At 66.8% G+C, this 15968-nt stretch carries 14 protein-coding genes; 1 reads left to right on the plus strand and 13 read right to left on the minus strand.

Going from position 1 to position 15968, the window contains the following annotated elements:
• Window positions 1-96 precede the first annotated feature (96 nt).
• The 6 genes from truB to rimP form a co-directional block, all read right to left on the minus strand.
• Entirely contained in the window at window positions 97-1047 is a 951-nt protein-coding gene (truB, locus tag AC1DDA_RS21175; protein WP_476797269.1) for a tRNA pseudouridine(55) synthase TruB, read from the minus strand.
• Window positions 1037-1480, minus strand: a complete 444-nt coding sequence (gene rbfA, locus AC1DDA_RS21180) for a 30S ribosome-binding factor RbfA (protein WP_441510064.1) — start codon at window positions 1478-1480, stop codon at window positions 1037-1039. The genes truB and rbfA overlap by 11 nt, the downstream gene beginning before the upstream one ends.
• A gap of 136 nt (window positions 1481-1616) precedes the next feature.
• The gene (gene infB, locus AC1DDA_RS21185; RefSeq protein WP_476797249.1) at window positions 1617-4442 is read right to left on the minus strand and encodes a translation initiation factor IF-2; all 2826 of its coding nucleotides are present in this window, start codon (window positions 4440-4442) and stop codon (window positions 1617-1619) included.
• The gene (locus tag AC1DDA_RS21190; RefSeq protein ID WP_476797250.1) at window positions 4439-5131 is read right to left on the minus strand and encodes an RNA-binding protein; all 693 of its coding nucleotides are present in this window, start codon (window positions 5129-5131) and stop codon (window positions 4439-4441) included. Before AC1DDA_RS21190 ends, infB begins: the two co-directional genes overlap by 4 nt.
• Before the next feature lie 14 nt (window positions 5132-5145).
• Entirely contained in the window at window positions 5146-6738 is a 1593-nt protein-coding gene (gene nusA / locus AC1DDA_RS21195) for a transcription termination factor NusA (RefSeq protein WP_441510067.1), read from the minus strand.
• Window positions 6739-6743: 5 nt separating this feature from the next.
• Window positions 6744-7439, minus strand: a complete 696-nt coding sequence (gene rimP, locus AC1DDA_RS21200; RefSeq protein ID WP_476797251.1) for a ribosome maturation factor RimP — start codon at window positions 7437-7439, stop codon at window positions 6744-6746.
• Between the two features lie 217 nt (window positions 7440-7656).
• Between rimP and AC1DDA_RS21205 the strand changes: the two genes are divergently transcribed.
• A complete protein-coding gene (locus tag AC1DDA_RS21205; RefSeq protein ID WP_476797252.1) occupies window positions 7657-8745 on the plus strand; it encodes a DUF2336 domain-containing protein in 1089 nt (362 codons plus the stop codon).
• Here the strand turns inward: AC1DDA_RS21205 and trmB are convergent.
• The 7 genes from trmB to AC1DDA_RS21240 form a co-directional block, all read right to left on the minus strand.
• Window positions 8720-9415, minus strand: a complete 696-nt coding sequence (gene trmB, locus AC1DDA_RS21210) for a tRNA (guanine(46)-N(7))-methyltransferase TrmB (RefSeq protein WP_441510070.1) — start codon at window positions 9413-9415, stop codon at window positions 8720-8722. The two genes, AC1DDA_RS21205 and trmB, sit on opposite strands and share 26 nt — an antisense overlap.
• A 214-nt stretch (window positions 9416-9629) precedes the next feature.
• Window positions 9630-10835, minus strand: a complete 1206-nt coding sequence (gene metK, locus AC1DDA_RS21215; protein WP_441510071.1) for a methionine adenosyltransferase — start codon at window positions 10833-10835, stop codon at window positions 9630-9632.
• Between the two features lie 156 nt (window positions 10836-10991).
• Entirely contained in the window at window positions 10992-11405 is a 414-nt protein-coding gene (locus tag AC1DDA_RS21220) for a helix-turn-helix domain-containing protein (protein ID WP_441473720.1), read from the minus strand.
• Window positions 11406-11534: 129 nt separating this feature from the next.
• Window positions 11535-13127 carry an apolipoprotein N-acyltransferase gene (gene lnt / locus AC1DDA_RS21225; protein WP_476797253.1) on the minus strand — a complete coding sequence of 531 codons (1593 nt, stop codon included), beginning with the start codon at window positions 13125-13127 and terminating at the stop codon, window positions 11535-11537.
• Window positions 13127-14116, minus strand: coding sequence for a hemolysin family protein (locus tag AC1DDA_RS21230; protein WP_441510073.1), 990 nt, complete (start codon window positions 14114-14116; stop codon window positions 13127-13129). Before AC1DDA_RS21230 ends, lnt begins: the two co-directional genes overlap by 1 nt.
• Window positions 14113-14694 (minus strand): rRNA maturation RNase YbeY, encoded by a 582-nt coding sequence (gene ybeY / locus AC1DDA_RS21235; protein ID WP_441510074.1) that lies wholly within the window; start codon window positions 14692-14694, stop codon window positions 14113-14115. Before ybeY ends, AC1DDA_RS21230 begins: the two co-directional genes overlap by 4 nt.
• The gene (locus AC1DDA_RS21240) at window positions 14691-15872 is read right to left on the minus strand and encodes a PhoH family protein (protein ID WP_441510075.1); all 1182 of its coding nucleotides are present in this window, start codon (window positions 15870-15872) and stop codon (window positions 14691-14693) included. The genes ybeY and AC1DDA_RS21240 overlap by 4 nt, the downstream gene beginning before the upstream one ends.
• Window positions 15873-15968: the final 96 nt, after the last annotated feature.

The following is a 15968-nucleotide window of genomic DNA, read 5'->3' on the forward strand; positions in this document are numbered from 1 at the left end:
AAGCGCAGGCCCGAGAATCGCCGAACAAGAAGGGCGCCCGGAGTTTCCTCCAGGGCGAGATGCTCGGGTCAGGCCCGAGCATGACGCTTCGTGATGTCAGAGATTGAAGACGCGGTGCGGCACGAATTCGCCGTTCTCGACCGAACCGGTGGCGATCAGCGTGCCGGCGCAGGTGGCATAAGCGGCTTTCAGCTCGATCGGCGCTCCGGCACCGCGCAGCAGGGCGCTCTGGCCGCGTTTGATGCGGGCAGCGGCATCGCGGTGGATCACGATCTCGGGGATCAGCGTCAGCGCCGACTTGACGGGTTGCAGGGCCGCAAGCGCGCTCTCCGGACTCTCGCGCAATGTCTCGACGCTCGCTGCCTCAGCGACCGTGAAGGGGCCGACGCGGGTGCGGCGCAGATGCGCGACATGGCCGAGGCAGCCGAGCGCGAGGCCGAGATCGCGCGCGATTGCGCGGACATAGGTGCCCTTGCCGCATTCGGCCTCGAAGGTCGTGGTCGCGCCGTCGTGGCTGACGATCGAGAGCGCGTCGATCTCGACCGGGCGTGCCTGGAGCTCGACCTCCTCGCCGTCGCGGGCGAGATCATAGGCGCGCTCGCCCGCGATCTTGATGGCCGAGAACTTGGGCGGCGTCTGCAGGATCGTGCCGGTGAAGCGCGGCAGCAGGGCCGCGATCGCGGCCTCGTCCGGGCGCTGCTCCGAGGTCGCGATCACCCGGCCCTCGGTGTCGTCGGTATCGGTCTGCGAGCCCCATGAGACGGTGAACTGATAGGCCTTGCGGCCATCCATGACGAAGGGAACGGTCTTGGTCGCCTCGCCGAGCGCGATCGGCAGCAGGCCGGAGGCCAGTGGATCGAGCGTACCGGCGTGGCCCGCCTTCTTGGCGGAAAAAGCCCGCTTCACGACGCTGACCGCATGGGTCGAGGTCATGCCGATCGGCTTGTCGAGCACGACCCAACCATGGACGTCGCGCTTCTTCGGACGCGGCGCCGGAGTGGCGCCCTCCTGGCTCTCCGCAGCTTCGGGATTGCTCTCAGTGGTCATGGTCAAGGTCGTCGTCTTCTTGGTCTTGGTCGATCTTCAGGCGCTGGCGTTGGGTGTCGCGGCGAACCTCTTCGGTATCGAGCAACGCATCGATGCGCTCGGCTTCCGCGAAGCTCTCATCGGCGCGGAAGCGGATATCCGGGGCGTATTTGAGGTTCACCCGATGGGCCATTTCACCGCGGATATAGCGCTTGTTGGCCTCGAGGGCCTTGAGCACCGGCTTAACGTCCTGCCCGCCGAGCGGCATGATGTAGGCGGTCGCGAGCTTAAGGTCCGGCGAGAGACGCACCTCGGGCACGGTGACGACGTGCTTCGCCAGCACATCGTCATGGATGTCTCCGCGCGAAAGCATATCCGCCAGCGCATGACGGATGAGCTCGCCGACGCGCAGCTGCCGTTGGGACGGACCGGAAGGTTTTGCAGGTTTCGCCATGGTTCTCGTGTTCCGGGATCGGACCGGATGGACGGGCCAACGTCATTGGCCGGGCGCGAGGCCCGGCCATCTCTATGGGAGCGCGGACAAACAGGGATAGGCTGCCCGGGTCAAGCCCGGACAAGCCATCCCATTCTCAGAGGCTGCGCTTGATCTCTTCGACGCGATAGCACTCGATCACGTCGCCGGCACGCATGTCCTGGTAGTTCTCGAAGGACATGCCGCATTCCTGGCCGGCCACGACTTCCTTGGCGTCGTCCTTGAAACGCTTGAGCTGGCCGAGCTTGCCCTCGTGAACCACGACGTTGTCGCGGATCAGGCGGACATTGGCGCCGCGCTCGATCGTACCGTCGGTGACGCGGCAGCCGGCGATCTTGCCGACCTTCGAGACGTTGAAGATCTCGAGGATCGTCGCGTTGCCGAGCATGGTCTCGCGCAGGGTCGGCGCCAGCAGGCCCGACATCGCATCCTTCACATCATCCATGAGGTTATAGATGATGTTGTAGTAGCGGATCTCGACACCGGCCCGATCGGCCGCCTCGCGCGCTTCCTTGTGGGCGCGCACGTTGAAGCCCACCACGACCGCGCCCGAAGCCTGGGCGAGCGTAACGTCCGACTCCGTGATGGCGCCGACGCCCGAGGACAGCACGCGGGCGCGCACCTCGTCGTTGCCGACTTTTTCAAGAGCGCCGACGATGGCCTCGACAGAACCCTGCACGTCGCCCTTGACGACGAGCGGGAACTCCTTGCGGCCGGCGCCTTCCTTCAGATCGCGCATCATGTCGGCGAGCGAACGGCCGGCGCCGGAGGCGGCGCCGCGAGCCGCCTGACGATCGCGGCGCTGACGCTCGCGGTACTCGGTGATCTCACGGGCACGGGCTTCGGACTCGACCACCGCGACGCGGTCGCCGGCCTCGGGCGTGCCGTTGAAGCCGAGAACCTCGACCGGCATGGAGGGCGGAGCCTCCTTCACCTGAGCGCCGGTATCGGCGATCAAGGCGCGGACGCGGCCCCATTCGGCGCCGGCAACGACGATATCGCCGGTACGCAGCGTGCCGCGCTGGACGAGAACGGTTGCAACCGGGCCGCGGCCGCGATCGAGCTTGGCCTCGATGACCGTGCCTTCGGCGGGACGATCGGGATTGGCCTTGAGATCGAGCAGTTCGGCCTGGAGGGCGATCGCTTCCAGCAGCTTGTCGAGGTTGTGACCGGTCTTTGCGGACACCTCGACCTCGAGCGTCTCACCGCCGAGCGTCTCGACCTGGATCTCGTATTGCAGCAGCTCGGCGCGCACCCGGTCCGGGTTGGCGTCGGATTTGTCGACCTTGTTGATCGCGACGATCAACGGGACGCCGGCAGCCTTGGCGTGGTGGATCGCCTCGGCCGTCTGAGGCATGACGCCGTCATCGGCGGCCACGACGAGCACGACGACGTCCGTCACCTTGGCGCCGCGGGCACGCATCGCCGTGAAGGCGGCGTGGCCGGGGGTGTCGATAAAGGTGACCTGGCTGCCCAGCGGGGTCGTCACCTGATAGGCGCCGATGTGCTGGGTGATGCCGCCGGCCTCGCCGGTGACGACCTTGGTCTTGCGGATCGCGTCGAGCAGCGAGGTCTTGCCGTGGTCGACATGGCCCATGATGGTCACGACGGCCGGGCGGGAAGCCAGGGTCTCATCGGTGTCCGGCGTATCGAACAGGCCTTCCTCGACGTCGGATTCGGCGACACGCTTGACGGTGTGGCCCATTTCCTCGGCGATGAGCTGGGCGGTGTCGGCGTCGATCACGTCGGTGATCTTGTGCATCGCGCCCTGCTTCATCAGCAGGCGGATGACGTCGACGCCGCGCTCCGTCATGCGGTTCGCGAGTTCCTGAATGGTGATCGTCTCGGGGATGATCACCTCGCGCATCACGCGCTCTTTTTGCGCGTCCGATGCACGGTGGCCGGTCATGCGCTGCACGCGGCGGCGGAAGGAGGCGACCGAGCGTGTCCGCTCGTCCTCGCTCCCGGTCGCCGTCGACAGCGTCAGGCGGCCGCGCGGCTTGTCGTTGCTGGTCTTGGGCGTCTTGGGCGCAGCCGGAGCGGGACCACGGCCAGGACCGGCGCCCAGGCCGGGACGGCGGAACGCGGCCTTGACGTCGACATCGTCAGAGCGATTGCGCGTGGTGTTGGCCGACGGAGCCTGACGCACCGGACGGGCGACCGCGGGCTCGGCCGGAGCCGAGGAATCCATGCGCGGCGGACGCGGCGAGTCGGAACGCGGCGGGCGCGAATCCAGGCGCGGCGGGCGCGCGCCGGTGTCGCGCATCGGCGGACGCGACGTGAACTCACGCGGGCCGGACGGAGCCGGGCGGCCGTAATACTGGGTCGGCTGCGGCGCAGGCGCCTGGGCCGGGGGGGCTGCCTCGCGCGGAGCAGCCGGGGGAGCGGGCGGGCGGGGAGCATGCTCCTCGCGCTGGCGCACGACGGTCTCGGCGCGGCGCTTCTGCTCGTCCTCCTGACGGCGGCGGTCCTCTTCCTGGCGCTGGCGCGCAGCGGCGGCTTCGCGCTCCTGGCGTTCGCGCTCGATGGCGGCTGCGCGCTGGCGCGCATCCTCTTCAGCGACGCGGCGCGCTTCGGCCTCGGTGCTGCGGGCTTCGGCAAGCGCGCGCTGGCGAGCGTCCTTCTCCTCGTCGGAGAGGGTGCGCAGCAGCATGCTGCCGGCCGGGCGCTGCGGCGCCTGCTGGCTCGGGGCGGGGCGCGGCGGAGCAGCCTGCGGGGCAGGAGCCTGCGGAGCGCGCGGCGCAACCGGTTCCTTCACCTCGTGACCGGCGGCGCGGCGCTTAACCTCGACGACGACCTGCTTCGAACGCCCATGCGAGAAGCTCTGTCGAACAGTGCTCTGCTCGACAGGCCGCTTCAGCGACAGGGTCTTGGGCGGGTTGACGGAGAGTGTCTTGTCGCCCGGGTTTTTGGTATCGGTCATTCCGCGTTCGGTCCTGCCGGTTCGGTCGTGTCTTCAATATCGTTCTGGTCGGGTGCGGCGGTATCGTCCGTCCGGTACCGGACGAGCCGACGCCAGCGCGAGAGGACGCCCTCGGCCGCTGGACCCGGAGCAAGCGCGGCATGTATCACATGTGCGCGCCCCAACGCCAATTCCAAATCCGCCGCCGCGAAAATCGCGACGATGGGCAGTTCGCGGGCCTTGAGCCCGTCGGCCTCGCGCGCCGCCGCCAACCGGCGGACAGCCTGGCCAATCTTGCGCTTGCCGTCCTCGGCGCCATCGCTCGCGGCGATCACCGCGAGACATCGGCCGCTTTCGATCAGCGCCTCAACCTTGGCGAAGCCGGCGGTAACCAGCCCGGCCTTATTGGCCATCGACAGCGCCTGCAGCGTGTCGCGGTACATCAGCCCGTCGACGATATCCGGCAAATCCGCCGGAACCGCGACCTTCGCCTTGAGCGAACGCTCGAAGGCTTTCCGCTTGATCGCCTCGGCAACAGTCTTGCGGCTGAGGCTCGCCCAGACGCCGCGCCCAGGCAGCTTGCGTCGCAGATCCGGGACAAGCACGCCGTCCGGCCCCGCGACAAAGCGGATCAAGTCGTCAGGCGCCTTGACGGCCCGTGTGACGACGCAGCTCCGCTCCGGTCCTTCCTTCTGCGCCGCCGCTTTCACTGCGAGGGCTCCGCTCAGGCCTCGGCCTCCTCGCCGGCTTCCGCCTCAGGCTCCTCGGCCGGCGCCTCGATCCAGCCGGCGTGAATGCGTGCAGCCATGATAATGGCTTCGGCATCCTGGCGCGAGAGATCGAAGCCGTCGAGATAGCCGGCGTGACGAGTCGACTCGCCGTCCTTGCGCTCGGTCCAGCCAACCAGATCATCAGTGGCGCAACCGGCGAGATCCTCGACGGTCTTCACATCGTTCTCGCCGAGCGCGACCATCATGGACGTGGTGACGCCCTCGACTTCGCGCAAGGCGTCCTCGACTCCGAGAGCCCGACGTTTCTCGTCGAATTCAGCCTCGATAGCGGCGAGGTGTTCCTGCGCGCGGGTCTGGATCTCGCCTGCGGTGTCCTCGTCGAAGCCCTCGATCGAGGCGAGCTCTCCGAGTTCGACATAGGCGAGCTCCTCGACATTGCGGAAGCCTTCCGAGGCCAGCAGCTGGCCGACCGTCTCGTCGACGTTCAGCGCGTTCATGAACAGCTCGGTGCGCTGCACGAATTCCTTCTGGCGACGCTCCGACTCTTCCTGCTCGGTCAAGATATCGATGTCCCAGCCGGTGAGCTGCGATGCCAGGCGCACATTCTGGCCGCGGCGGCCGATGGCGAGCGAGAGCTGCTCGTCCGGCACGACGACCTCGATCTTGTCGGCCTCCTCGTCGAGCACCACCTTCGCGACCTCGGCCGGCTGCAGCGCATTGACGACGAAGGTCGCGACGTCCGGCGACCACGGGATGATGTCGATCTTCTCGCCCTGCAGCTCGCCGACGACGGCCTGCACGCGCGAACCGCGCATACCGACGCAGGCGCCGACGGGATCGATCGAGGAATCGCGGCTGATGACCGCGATCTTGGCGCGCGAGCCCGGATCACGGGCGACCGCCTTCACCTCGACGATGCCATCATAGATTTCCGGCACTTCCTGGCCGAAGAGCTTGGCCATGAACTGCGGATGGGTGCGCGAGAGGAAGATCTGGGGGCCGCGCGGCTCGCGGCGCACATCGTAGACATAGGCGCGGGCCCGGTCGCCGACCTTGAAGGTCTCGCGCGGGATCATCTCGTCGCGGCGGATGATGGCCTCGCCACGGCCGAGATCGACGAAGACGTTGCCGTATTCGACGCGCTTGACCGCGCCGTTGACGATCTCGCCGATGCGATCCTTGTACTCGTCGTACTGGCGGTCGCGCTCAGCTTCGCGCACCTTCTGGACGATGACCTGCTTGGCCGACTGGGCGGCGATGCGGCCGAAATCGAAGGGCGGCAGCGGATCGGCGATGACGTCGCCGACCTGGGCGGCCGGGTTGTGACGCTTGGCCTCGTCGACGGTGATTTCGACCGCCGGGTTCTCGACGGTCTCGACGACCTGCAGGTGGCGGGCCAGGCGCAGCTCGCCGGTCTTGGTGCTGATCTCGGCATGGACGTCGGTCTCGGCGCCGTAGCGCGAGCGGGCGGCCTTGGCGATGGCGTCCTGCATGGCATCGACGACGATCTGGCGATCAATCGACTTCTCGCGCGCGACTGCGTCGGCGATCTGCAGCAGTTCGAGCCTGTTGGCGCTGACGACCATGACGCTCACTCCTCTTCAGTGTCGTTGTTCTGCGGGGCCGTCTTGCCGGTCTTGCCCGGCCGCGGTCCCAGCGATTTCCCTCGGCCCTTCTTCGGGCCTGCGATCTCATCGGCGGCCGGCATCGCCGGCGGCAGGCCGGACTTGCCGCGACGCAGCGATTCGGTAACGAGCGCATCGGTCAGCACCAGCCGCGCCTCGGCGATCAGCCGCATCGGAATCGCGACCTCGCGCTCTTCCTCGCTCTTGGCGTCGTCCCGCGTCAGCAGAGCGTCCTGACCGGAAGCGCCGCGCAGGATGCCGCGGAAGCGCTTGCGGCCCGCGACCGGCTCGCTCGTGTCGATCTTGGCGAGGTGGCCGGCCCAGCGCTCGAAATCGCTCGCGCGCACCAGCGGCCGGTCGATCCCCGGCGACGAGATCTCGAGATGATAGGCCGCCTGAATGGGATCGTCGACGTCCAGCGCCGGCGAGATCGCCTGACTGATCTCCTCGCAGCCCTCGACGGTCATCGAGCCGTCCGGCAGCTCGGCCATGATCTGCACGGTGCAGCCGTTCTGAGCAGTGACGCGCACGCGCACCAGCCGATAGCCGAGATCGGCGATCGCCGGCTCGACGATCGCGGCGACTCGCGCAGCCACGCCGTTCTCGACGACGAGGCGCGCTTCCTGATCGGGCGCTGCTGTCGGTTCGCTTGGTTCGTTCATGGTCCGGGCCGTCCCGTCTGCCTCCGGCGGGTTGCGGCCAATAAAAAAGAGCGGGCCGGCCGGCCCGCTCTTGATCATCGGCGTTAACCGATACCAGAGCTGTTGGCCGCTATTTAGTCCGCATCGCCCCGATATGCAAGCTCCGAGCGTCGGCGATAACCCAATGGTCATCCTTGCCTGCCAGTCTGGCTGACGGGATAGCGGTCGAGGACAGAGTATGAGTACGGTCGCAACGCTGCTGCGGGATCTCGAGACGACGATGGCGCGCGGCTCGGGTGACGAGCGCGCCGTCATCCTGTCACGTCTAACGGATCTCTTCCTCGCCACCGCGATCGACATGGACGAACAGCAGGTCGGCGTCTTCGACGCGGTCATCGGGCGGCTGTCGCGAGCCATCGAGCTGCGCGCCCGGATCGAGCTCTCGGAGCGGATCGCGCCCGTGCCGAACGCGCCGAGCGGGGTCGTGCGCCAGCTCGCCCTCGACGAGATCGCCGTGGCGCGTTCCGTCCTGGTGCAGTCGCCGCGGCTGACCGACCAGGATCTCGTCGCGGTGTCGGCGGCCAAGGGCCGCGACCACATGCTCGCCATCACGGAGCGGCCCGATCTCGGGGAACCCGTCACCGATTTCCTGATCCTGCGCGGCGGACGGGTCGTCACCCATGCGGTCGCGGCCAATCAGACGGCGCGGTTCTCGCGGCATGGCATGGGCGTTCTGGTGATGCGCGCGGCCCAGGACGACGCGCTTCAGGCGACGCTCGGCTTACGCCGGGACATCCCAACGGAGCTGGTCGGGCAACTCATGACCGCCGCCAAGAATTCCGCCCGCCGGCGCCTGAACGAGAGCCTGGAGCCGACGCTTGCCGGCGACGTCGACGGTGCGGTCGAACGCGGTGCCGACGCCGTCGCGGCCGGCGGCCAGATGCCCGGCGAACTGGGCGCCATCAGCGCCGCGCTCGTCGAGATCCGTGAGCTCAACGAAGCCGGGCTGCTCGACGAGGCCAAGGTGCGCGATTTCGCGCGGCAGGGTGCAACCGAGCACGCCATCTGCGCCGTCGCGGTGCTGGCGCAGCTCAGCCTGCCGGCGAGCGAGCAGGTCATCCTCGGCAGCGACCGCGAAGCGATCCTGATCGTCGCGCGCGGCCTCGGCTGGTCGTGGGAGACGACGGCAGCCCTGATCTCGCTGCGGAAGGATTTCGGAAAGTCGCAGGCGGCCCTCGACCGTGCCCGCGAGAGCTTCCGCAACCTCGCGCAGAGCACCGCCCAGCGCGTGCTCGGCTTCCTCAGGATGCGCGACGCAAAGCCGTGAGATAGCTGGAGATTCGGCCCTCCCGGACCGCCTTCGCCTCGTAACGCGTGCGAATCCAGCCCGGATAGGGCGTGCGCCAGTCGCCAGGCCGCTCGTCCGTCCAGTCGAAATCCGGCGAGGCCAGCAGCCGCGACAGCGTCCAGCCGACATAATCGTCGATGTCGCTGGCGAAGCGGAAGCGGCCGCCGGGACGAAGCGTGCGCGCAAACAGGGCGAGAGTATGCTCGGAGACAAAGCGGCGCTTGCGCTGGCGGCGCTTCGGCCAGGGGTCGGGATAGAGCAGGTCGATGGCATCGAGGCCACCTGCGGCCAAGCGCGGCAGCAGCAGCGCGGCATCGTCGTCCCAGACGCGGATATTGGTCAGCCCCTCCCGTTCGGCGACGGCGAGGAACTTCGCCATCCCGTTGATGAAGGGCTCGACGCCGATGAAACCGATCTGCGGACTCTCCCGCATCCGCATCAGGAGATGCTCGCCGCCACCAAAACCGATCTCAAGCCTGACCGCCTCGACAGGCCCGGGAAAGAGTGCCTTCAGATCGGCAATCTCGCCCTCGGGCAGCCGCAGTCGCGGCAGGGTGTGCTCGATCAGATGGCTCTGGCCGTCGCGCAGCGCCTTGCCCTTGCGGCGGCCGTAGAAAGCCCTTTCGTCGTGGTCGGGTTCGTGGGTCATGATCCGTGTTCGTACCGCATTATCCGATGGAGCGCCGTCATTCCGGACGCAGCGACGCGGAGATCCGGAATCCATCACAGAGCTCCGGAGTGCTCCGACAGATTCCGCGTCAAGCCCGGAATGACGGCGGTGTTTCAGCGACCTCATCTATCAAGTCAAAGAAAAAGGCCGGGGTTGACCCCGGCCTTCTTGCTCATGACCCGGCGAGGTCGTTTCAGTTGACGGCCTTCTTCAGCGCGTCGACGAGATCGGTCTTCTCCCAGGAGAAGGAACCGTCGCGGCCGGCCTTGCGGCCGAAATGGCCATAGGCCGAGGTCTTGGCATAGATCGGCTTGTTAAGGCCGAGATGGTTGCGGATGCCGTTCGGCGAGAGATCGACGAGCTTGCCGAGGATGTCCTCGAGTTTGGCCTCGTCGACCTTGCCGGTGCCATGCAGGTCGACATAGATCGACAGCGGCTTGGCGACGCCGATGGCATAGGAAAGCTGGATCGTGGCGCGGTCGGCGAGCTTGGCCGCGACGACGTTCTTGGCAAGGTAGCGCGCCGCATAGGCCGCCGAACGGTCGACCTTGGTCGGGTCCTTGCCCGAGAAGGCACCGCCGCCATGAGGAGCCGCGCCGCCATAGGTGTCGACGATGATCTTCCGGCCGGTGAGGCCGGCATCGCCGTCCGGGCCGCCGATCACGAACTTGCCGGTCGGGTTGATGTGCCAGACGGTGTCCTTCGAGATCCAGCCTTCCGGCAGGGCCTCGCGGATATAGGGCTCGACGATCTTGCGGACGTCGGCCGAGGACAGCGTCTCGTCGAGATGCTGGGTCGAGAGCACGATCTGCGTCACGCCGACCGGCTTGCCGTTCTCGTATTTGACGGTGACCTGGCTCTTGGCGTCGGGGCCGAGCTTGGCGGCGTCGCCCTCGCCCTTCTTGCGGGCGAGCGTCAGGGTCTCGAGGATCTTGTGGGCGTAGTAGATCGGGGCGGGCAGCAGCTCAGGCGTCTCGCGGCTGGCGTAGCCGAACATGATGCCCTGGTCGCCGGCGCCGACATCCTTGTTGCCGGCCTCGTCGACGCCCTGCGCGATATCGGCCGACTGCGGATGCAGCAGCACGTCGATCTTGCAGGTCTTCCAGTGGAAGCCGGACTGCTCGTAGCCGATGTTGCGGATCGCCTTGCGGGCGGCCGACTTCACCTTCGACTTGATCTGCTTCTCGTCGAGATGGGTGCGGACCTCGCCGGCGATGACGACCCTGTTGGTCGTCGCCAGCGTTTCGGCCGCGACGCGGACCTTGGACGGCTCATAGCCAGCCTTGACCGCCTCCTTGAAGAAGAGATCGACGATCTCGTCGGAGATGCGGTCACAGACCTTGTCGGGATGTCCCTCGGAGACGGACTCGCTGGTAAACAGATAATTCTGGCGTGACACGGTCGGAGGATCCCTGAAACAGCACATGGAAAAGGCTGGTGCTCGACACCAGCCTCAACAAACGCGCCGTCATCGCAGCGGACGCGTTCGTCGTCAAGTGGGGAAATCCGTTAATCGAAAAGCGCGTTCGTCAAAACGAACGAAAACATCCCGGAATCACGCATTTTCAGTGTCTTGCTCGGCCAGCGCTTCGACGAGATCGATGATCCGCCTGCGGACGCGGCCGTTCTTGATGCGGGTGAAGGCCTTGGTGAGTTGCACGCCTTCGCTGGTCGCGAGGAAGTCCGAAATATACGCCGTCGCCGCGGAATCGGCGAAACCGCCAGCCGGCATGTCGCCCGTGGGGGCACCATCAAAGAAAAAGGAAACCGGCACGTCGAGCATCTTGGCAATCTGCTGCAGACGACTCGCGCTGATGCGATTAGAACCTTTCTCGTATTTCTGAACCTGCTGAAAGGTCAGCCCCAGTGCGTCACCCAGCTTTTCCTGGCTAATACCGGCAAGCATTCGACGCATGCGGACGCGGCTACCGACATGCTTATCGACCGGGTTGGGGACTTTCTTGATCATGATTAACCTGCTCTTACGTCAGTCGTCATGACCAGGAGCCGCCATCCTGGTCGGCGCGGAAACGTTGGTGTATTATAGCCGTCACGGACGGTCCACTCTTTCTCGCAAAATTTGTTCCAAATGGGATGATCAGCTTTTTTTGAAGCGAGAAAGCATCAAAAAAACGAGCAGCATACCGGCAAAAATGGCATCGCCACCCCGGGAATAGGGCGTCACCGGCCCGCTGCGCGGGAGCGGGGCATCCAATACGCCCTCCACGCCCAGAGGCAGGCTCGCGACGACCCGGCCATAGGCATCGACCACCCCTGAAATACCGGTATTGGCGACCCGGACGAGCGGCAGGCCTTCCTCAACGCTGCGAAGCCGCGCCTGGGCGAAGTGCTGATAGGGGCCGCTGGTCTGGCCGAACCAGCCATCATTGGTAACATTCAGGAAAAACCCTGCGCGAGGGCCGCGCGGAGCGACCTCTCCTGGAAAGACAACCTCATAGCAGATGAGCGGCGCTGCGACGGGAAGTCCCTTGACCGCAAGAGGCATCCGGCTGGTTCCGGATGAAAACCCGCCGGGCACGGACACGAATTCAGAGAGGCCGACGCGGCGGATCAGCGCCTCGAGAAAAGGCGGAAGATACTCGCCGAAGGGGACCAGATGGAGCTTGTCGTAGCTCGCGACGATGACGCCTTCGTCGTTGACGACCTGAATGGCATTGTAGATCGGCGGCCTGCCCTCTCCCGGCAGCATCTCGCCAGCCCTGGCCGCGCCCGTGATTAGGGTCACGTCGGGCGGCAGGACGGCCGCGATACGGGACAGCGCTCCGGGCGTGCGGCCTAGTAAGAAGGGAAAGGCGGATTCGGGCCAGATCAGATGCGTGACCGATTGCAGGCCGGGCGTCGTCGGGCTCGTCGCCCGGTCGCTCAGCGCGAGGTACTGGTTGAGGATGGCTTCGCCGTTGCGCCCGTTGAACTTGGCGTCCTGCGGCAGGTTGGGCTGCATGAGCCTGAGCTTCACGCCCGCCACGACCGGCGAGGGGCCCGGCGGAATGCGCCAGAAGCCAAAACCAAATAACACCGCGACGCCTGCCAGCGCGGTCAGCGGAGCCACCCAGCGACCGGCCGGAGTCTTGGCCGTGGCAATCACCGCCGGCGCCGCGCCAATCGCGACAGCCAGCAGCGTGAGGCCGTAGAGCCCTGCGAACGAAGCGAACTGGGCGAGGTGAATCTCACCCGCCAGCATCATGCCGTAGACGTTCCACGGAAAGCCGGTCAGCACATGGCCACGAAGCCATTCGCTCATCGCCAGCGCTGCGGCGAGGACGAGAATGCGCCGGGCTCCGTCAGGCCAGTACAAGCGCGCCGCGCCAAAGGCCAGGGCCGGGAAGATCGCCAGAAAGGCCGGCAGCGCGACGACCCCCAGCGGCATCGCCCAGGCGAATTTGTCGGCCTCGACGAGAAAGGCGGCGCCGAGCCACCACAATCCGGCGAGGAAAAAGCCGAAACCCCACCACCAGCCCGCAGCGAAGCCTGCACGGAAGCGACCTAGCGCAGTGGTGCCAACCGCACCGTCGAGGAGCCAGACCGCCACCGTCATCGGGATGATGACGAGCGGCCAGAGATCCAGGGGCGGCAGGGCGAGCGCACCGCTCGCTCCCGCGAAAAGCGCGATGAGCCGCTTGCGCCATCCCCAAGCGAGAATGACCGCTTCCGCAAGCCGCGCCACGCGCATCAGCCAGGCTCCATCGCCGTTTCTTCGGGCGCCGTCTGGCTGCGGCGATGGATCGTCAGGCGCTTCACGCGGCGCTGATCGGAATCGAGGATCTCGAAGGTCAGCCCTTCCGGACCCTCGACGATCTCACCCTGCGCCGGAACACGGCCGGCCAGGGTCACGATCAGCCCGCCGAGCGTGTCGATGTCATCCGCCACCTCGTTCCGAGAAAGATCGACGCCGGTTGCACGCTTAAGCTCCTCCAGCGTCGCGCGCGCATCGGCGGCGAAGCTGTCCTCGCCGGTGGGTGCGATCGGTGTCTCCTCGAGATCGTGCTCGTCCTCGATGTTGCCGACCACGATCTCGATCAGGTCCTCGATCGAGACGAGCCCGTCGGTGCCGCCATATTCGTCGATGACGAGCGCGATATGGGTGCGCGTCGCCTGCATGCGGACCAGAAGGTCGACCGCAGGCATCGAAGGCGGAACATAGAGCACCGGGCGCAACAGCTTCGTCGCCGAGAGCGGCGTGTTCAGGTCGACCGCCGCAAGGTCATGCGGGATGGCAAGCTTGCTTCCGTCTTCGGAAGGCACGTCCCCTTCAGGGCGGGCCTTCTCCGCGAGATATTCCAGAAAGTCGCGGATGTGGACCATTCCGCGTGGGTCATCGAGCGTGTCGTCGAAGACCGGCAGGCGCGAATGGCCGGCAGTCCGGAAATGGGCCAGCAGTTCGTCCAGCGTCGCATCCGCCGGCACGGCCACAATGTCGGCGCGGGGGATCATGACGTCGCTCACACGGCGCTCGCGCAGGCTCAGCACATTGCTGAGCATCGCGCGCTCCTGGGCGGAAATGTCGGCGAGCTCGCCGTTCTCTTCGGCCAGGGCCTCGACGATCTCTTCACGCGCCGTGCCGCCGGCACGCAGGCCGAGACGTTCGAGGAACTGGGCGAGCCAATGGCCGAAGCCGCGGCCATTGGTTTCAGACTGGGATTGTCGACTGTCGTCGGTCATGGCTGCGGGGACTGTGCGGAAGAAGGGGCCGCCGCGGCGATGAGCTCGCCATCGGCATAGGGGTCGGCAATGCCGAGGCTGGCGAGCGCCTCGACTTCGAGGGCTTCCATGCGGCGCGCCTCGTCGTCGGTCTCATGATCCTCGCCGAGCAGATGCAGCAGGCCATGAATGACCAGATGGCGCAAATGGTCGGCGATGTCCTTAGCCTCCGCCCGGGCTTCGCGCTCCACCGTCTCGAAGGCGATGACGATGTCGCCGAGCAGCGGGCTCGCCGCAATGCGCTCCGGCGGGGCTGCCGGGAAGGAGAGCACGTTCGTCGCCTTGTCGAAGCCGCGCCAGTCGCGGTTGACGATGCGGATGCGCTTGTCGTCGGTCAGCAACAGGCTGAGCTCGGCGCCCGCCATGGGCTTGCGCGGGGCCACGGCAAGTCCCGCGGCCAAGGCCTCATTGATCAATGCCCGCAGGCTCGCGAGATTGCCCACCGCCTGCCACCGGCGCGACTGAGCCCTCAGATCGAGATCAAGCGACATCTTCTCGGGTGGCGGCGCCGAGCGCCGCCCGCGAGGTCGATCGTTCATCGCGGCCGCTCCCGCGCCAACATTCGCTTCAGCCCTTCGCTGTCGCCCTCGCGGTGGGAATCCGCGGGCATATCGGGATTGCGCAAGCGCTCCTCCCGTTCGGCGCGCTCATGGCGCGACGCGGTCTCATAAGCCATCACGATGCGCCGCACCAGCTCATGCCGGACAACATCGCCTTCCTCGAAGCGGGCATAGCCGACGCCCTCGACGTCCTTGAGCAGCTTGACCGCCTCGACGAGGCCGGAGCGCTGGCCCGGCGGCAGGTCGATCTGGGATGGATCGCCGGTGATGATCATGCGCGACCCCTCGCCCAGACGGGTGAGGAACATCTTCATCTGCATCGAGGTGGCGTTCTGGGCCTCGTCGAGCAGCACGACCGCGTTGCTCAAGGTGCGGCCGCGCATGAAGGCCAGCGGCGCGATCTCGATCATGCCAGTCTGGAGACCGCGTTCGACATGGCGGGCCTCCATGAAATCGTTGAGCGCGTCGTAGATCGGCCGGAGATAGGGGTCGACCTTCTCGCGCATGTCACCGGGCAGGAAGCCGAGCCTTTCGCCTGCCTCCACCGCCGGGCGCGACAGGATCATCCGCTCGACCACGCCCTGCTCGATCAGCGAGACGGCGTGCCCGACCGCGAGCCAGGTCTTGCCGGTGCCTGCCGGTCCTTCCGCGAGCACCAGTTCATGCCGTTTGAGCTGGCGCAGATAGGCGTCCTGCGCCGCGTTGCGGGCCCTGACCGGCCCACGCTTGCGAGTGACCACGGCATCGAAGGAGGCCTTGCCGACATCCGCAGCCGGAAAGAGCGAGCGCTGGACATTGCTCTCCTCGATCGCGCCGTCGACCTCACCGAGGGTAACGGAGGCACCGGCCTTGGCACGGGCGTAGAGCGTCTTCAGCACGCGGCCTGCCTGCTCGGCGGTCTCGCGCGGGCCCTTCACCGTGGCGTGGTTGCCGTTGGGATTGACCACGACGCCGAGCCTGCGCTCGAGATGCGCGAGATTCTGATCGTACTGACCGAAAACAAGGCTGGCGAGGCGGTTGTCATCGAAGGACAGCACGACCTCGGTGGCCGGCAACCCGTCGCGGCCCGCGCCCTCGGGGCGGGCTGGCGACACGTCTCGCCGCGGGGTCCGATCGGGTCTTTGCGTCGTCGAATCAGCCTGTGCCAAATGCGTCATCTCCGTAGAGAGGGCTTTTGCGCCCGTTCCCGTCGGGCAGGAGCGCCCGTCCGGGTCGTCTCGCAGCATATCCGAACGCAACAATCTCAGCCTGAT

The organism is Allobosea sp. 10N428 (assembly GCF_056394545.1).

Excerpts from the sequence above, each read along its gene's own strand:
- truB (WP_476797269.1), bottom strand. The coding sequence starts at position 1,047 with ATGACCACTGAGAGCAATCCCGAAGCTGCGGAGAGCCAGGAGGGCGCC.
- nusA (WP_441510067.1), bottom strand. The coding sequence starts at position 6,738 with ATGGTCGTCAGCGCCAACAGGCTCGAACTGCTGCAGATCGCCGACGCA.
- rbfA (WP_441510064.1), bottom strand. The coding sequence starts at position 1,480 with ATGGCGAAACCTGCAAAACCTTCCGGTCCGTCCCAACGGCAGCTGCGC.
- trmB (WP_441510070.1), bottom strand. The coding sequence starts at position 9,415 with ATGACCCACGAACCCGACCACGACGAAAGGGCTTTCTACGGCCGCCGC.
- rimP (WP_476797251.1), bottom strand. The coding sequence starts at position 7,439 with ATGAACGAACCAAGCGAACCGACAGCAGCGCCCGATCAGGAAGCGCGC.
- AC1DDA_RS21230 (WP_441510073.1), bottom strand. The coding sequence starts at position 14,116 with ATGACCGACGACAGTCGACAATCCCAGTCTGAAACCAATGGCCGCGGC.
- ybeY (WP_441510074.1), bottom strand. The coding sequence starts at position 14,694 with ATGAACGATCGACCTCGCGGGCGGCGCTCGGCGCCGCCACCCGAGAAG.
- lnt (WP_476797253.1), bottom strand. The coding sequence starts at position 13,127 with ATGCGCGTGGCGCGGCTTGCGGAAGCGGTCATTCTCGCTTGGGGATGG.
- AC1DDA_RS21240 (WP_441510075.1), bottom strand. The coding sequence starts at position 15,872 with ATGACGCATTTGGCACAGGCTGATTCGACGACGCAAAGACCCGATCGG.
- AC1DDA_RS21205 (WP_476797252.1), top strand. The coding sequence starts at position 7,657 with ATGAGTACGGTCGCAACGCTGCTGCGGGATCTCGAGACGACGATGGCG.
- AC1DDA_RS21220 (WP_441473720.1), bottom strand. The coding sequence starts at position 11,405 with ATGATCAAGAAAGTCCCCAACCCGGTCGATAAGCATGTCGGTAGCCGC.
- infB (WP_476797249.1), bottom strand. The coding sequence starts at position 4,442 with ATGACCGATACCAAAAACCCGGGCGACAAGACACTCTCCGTCAACCCG.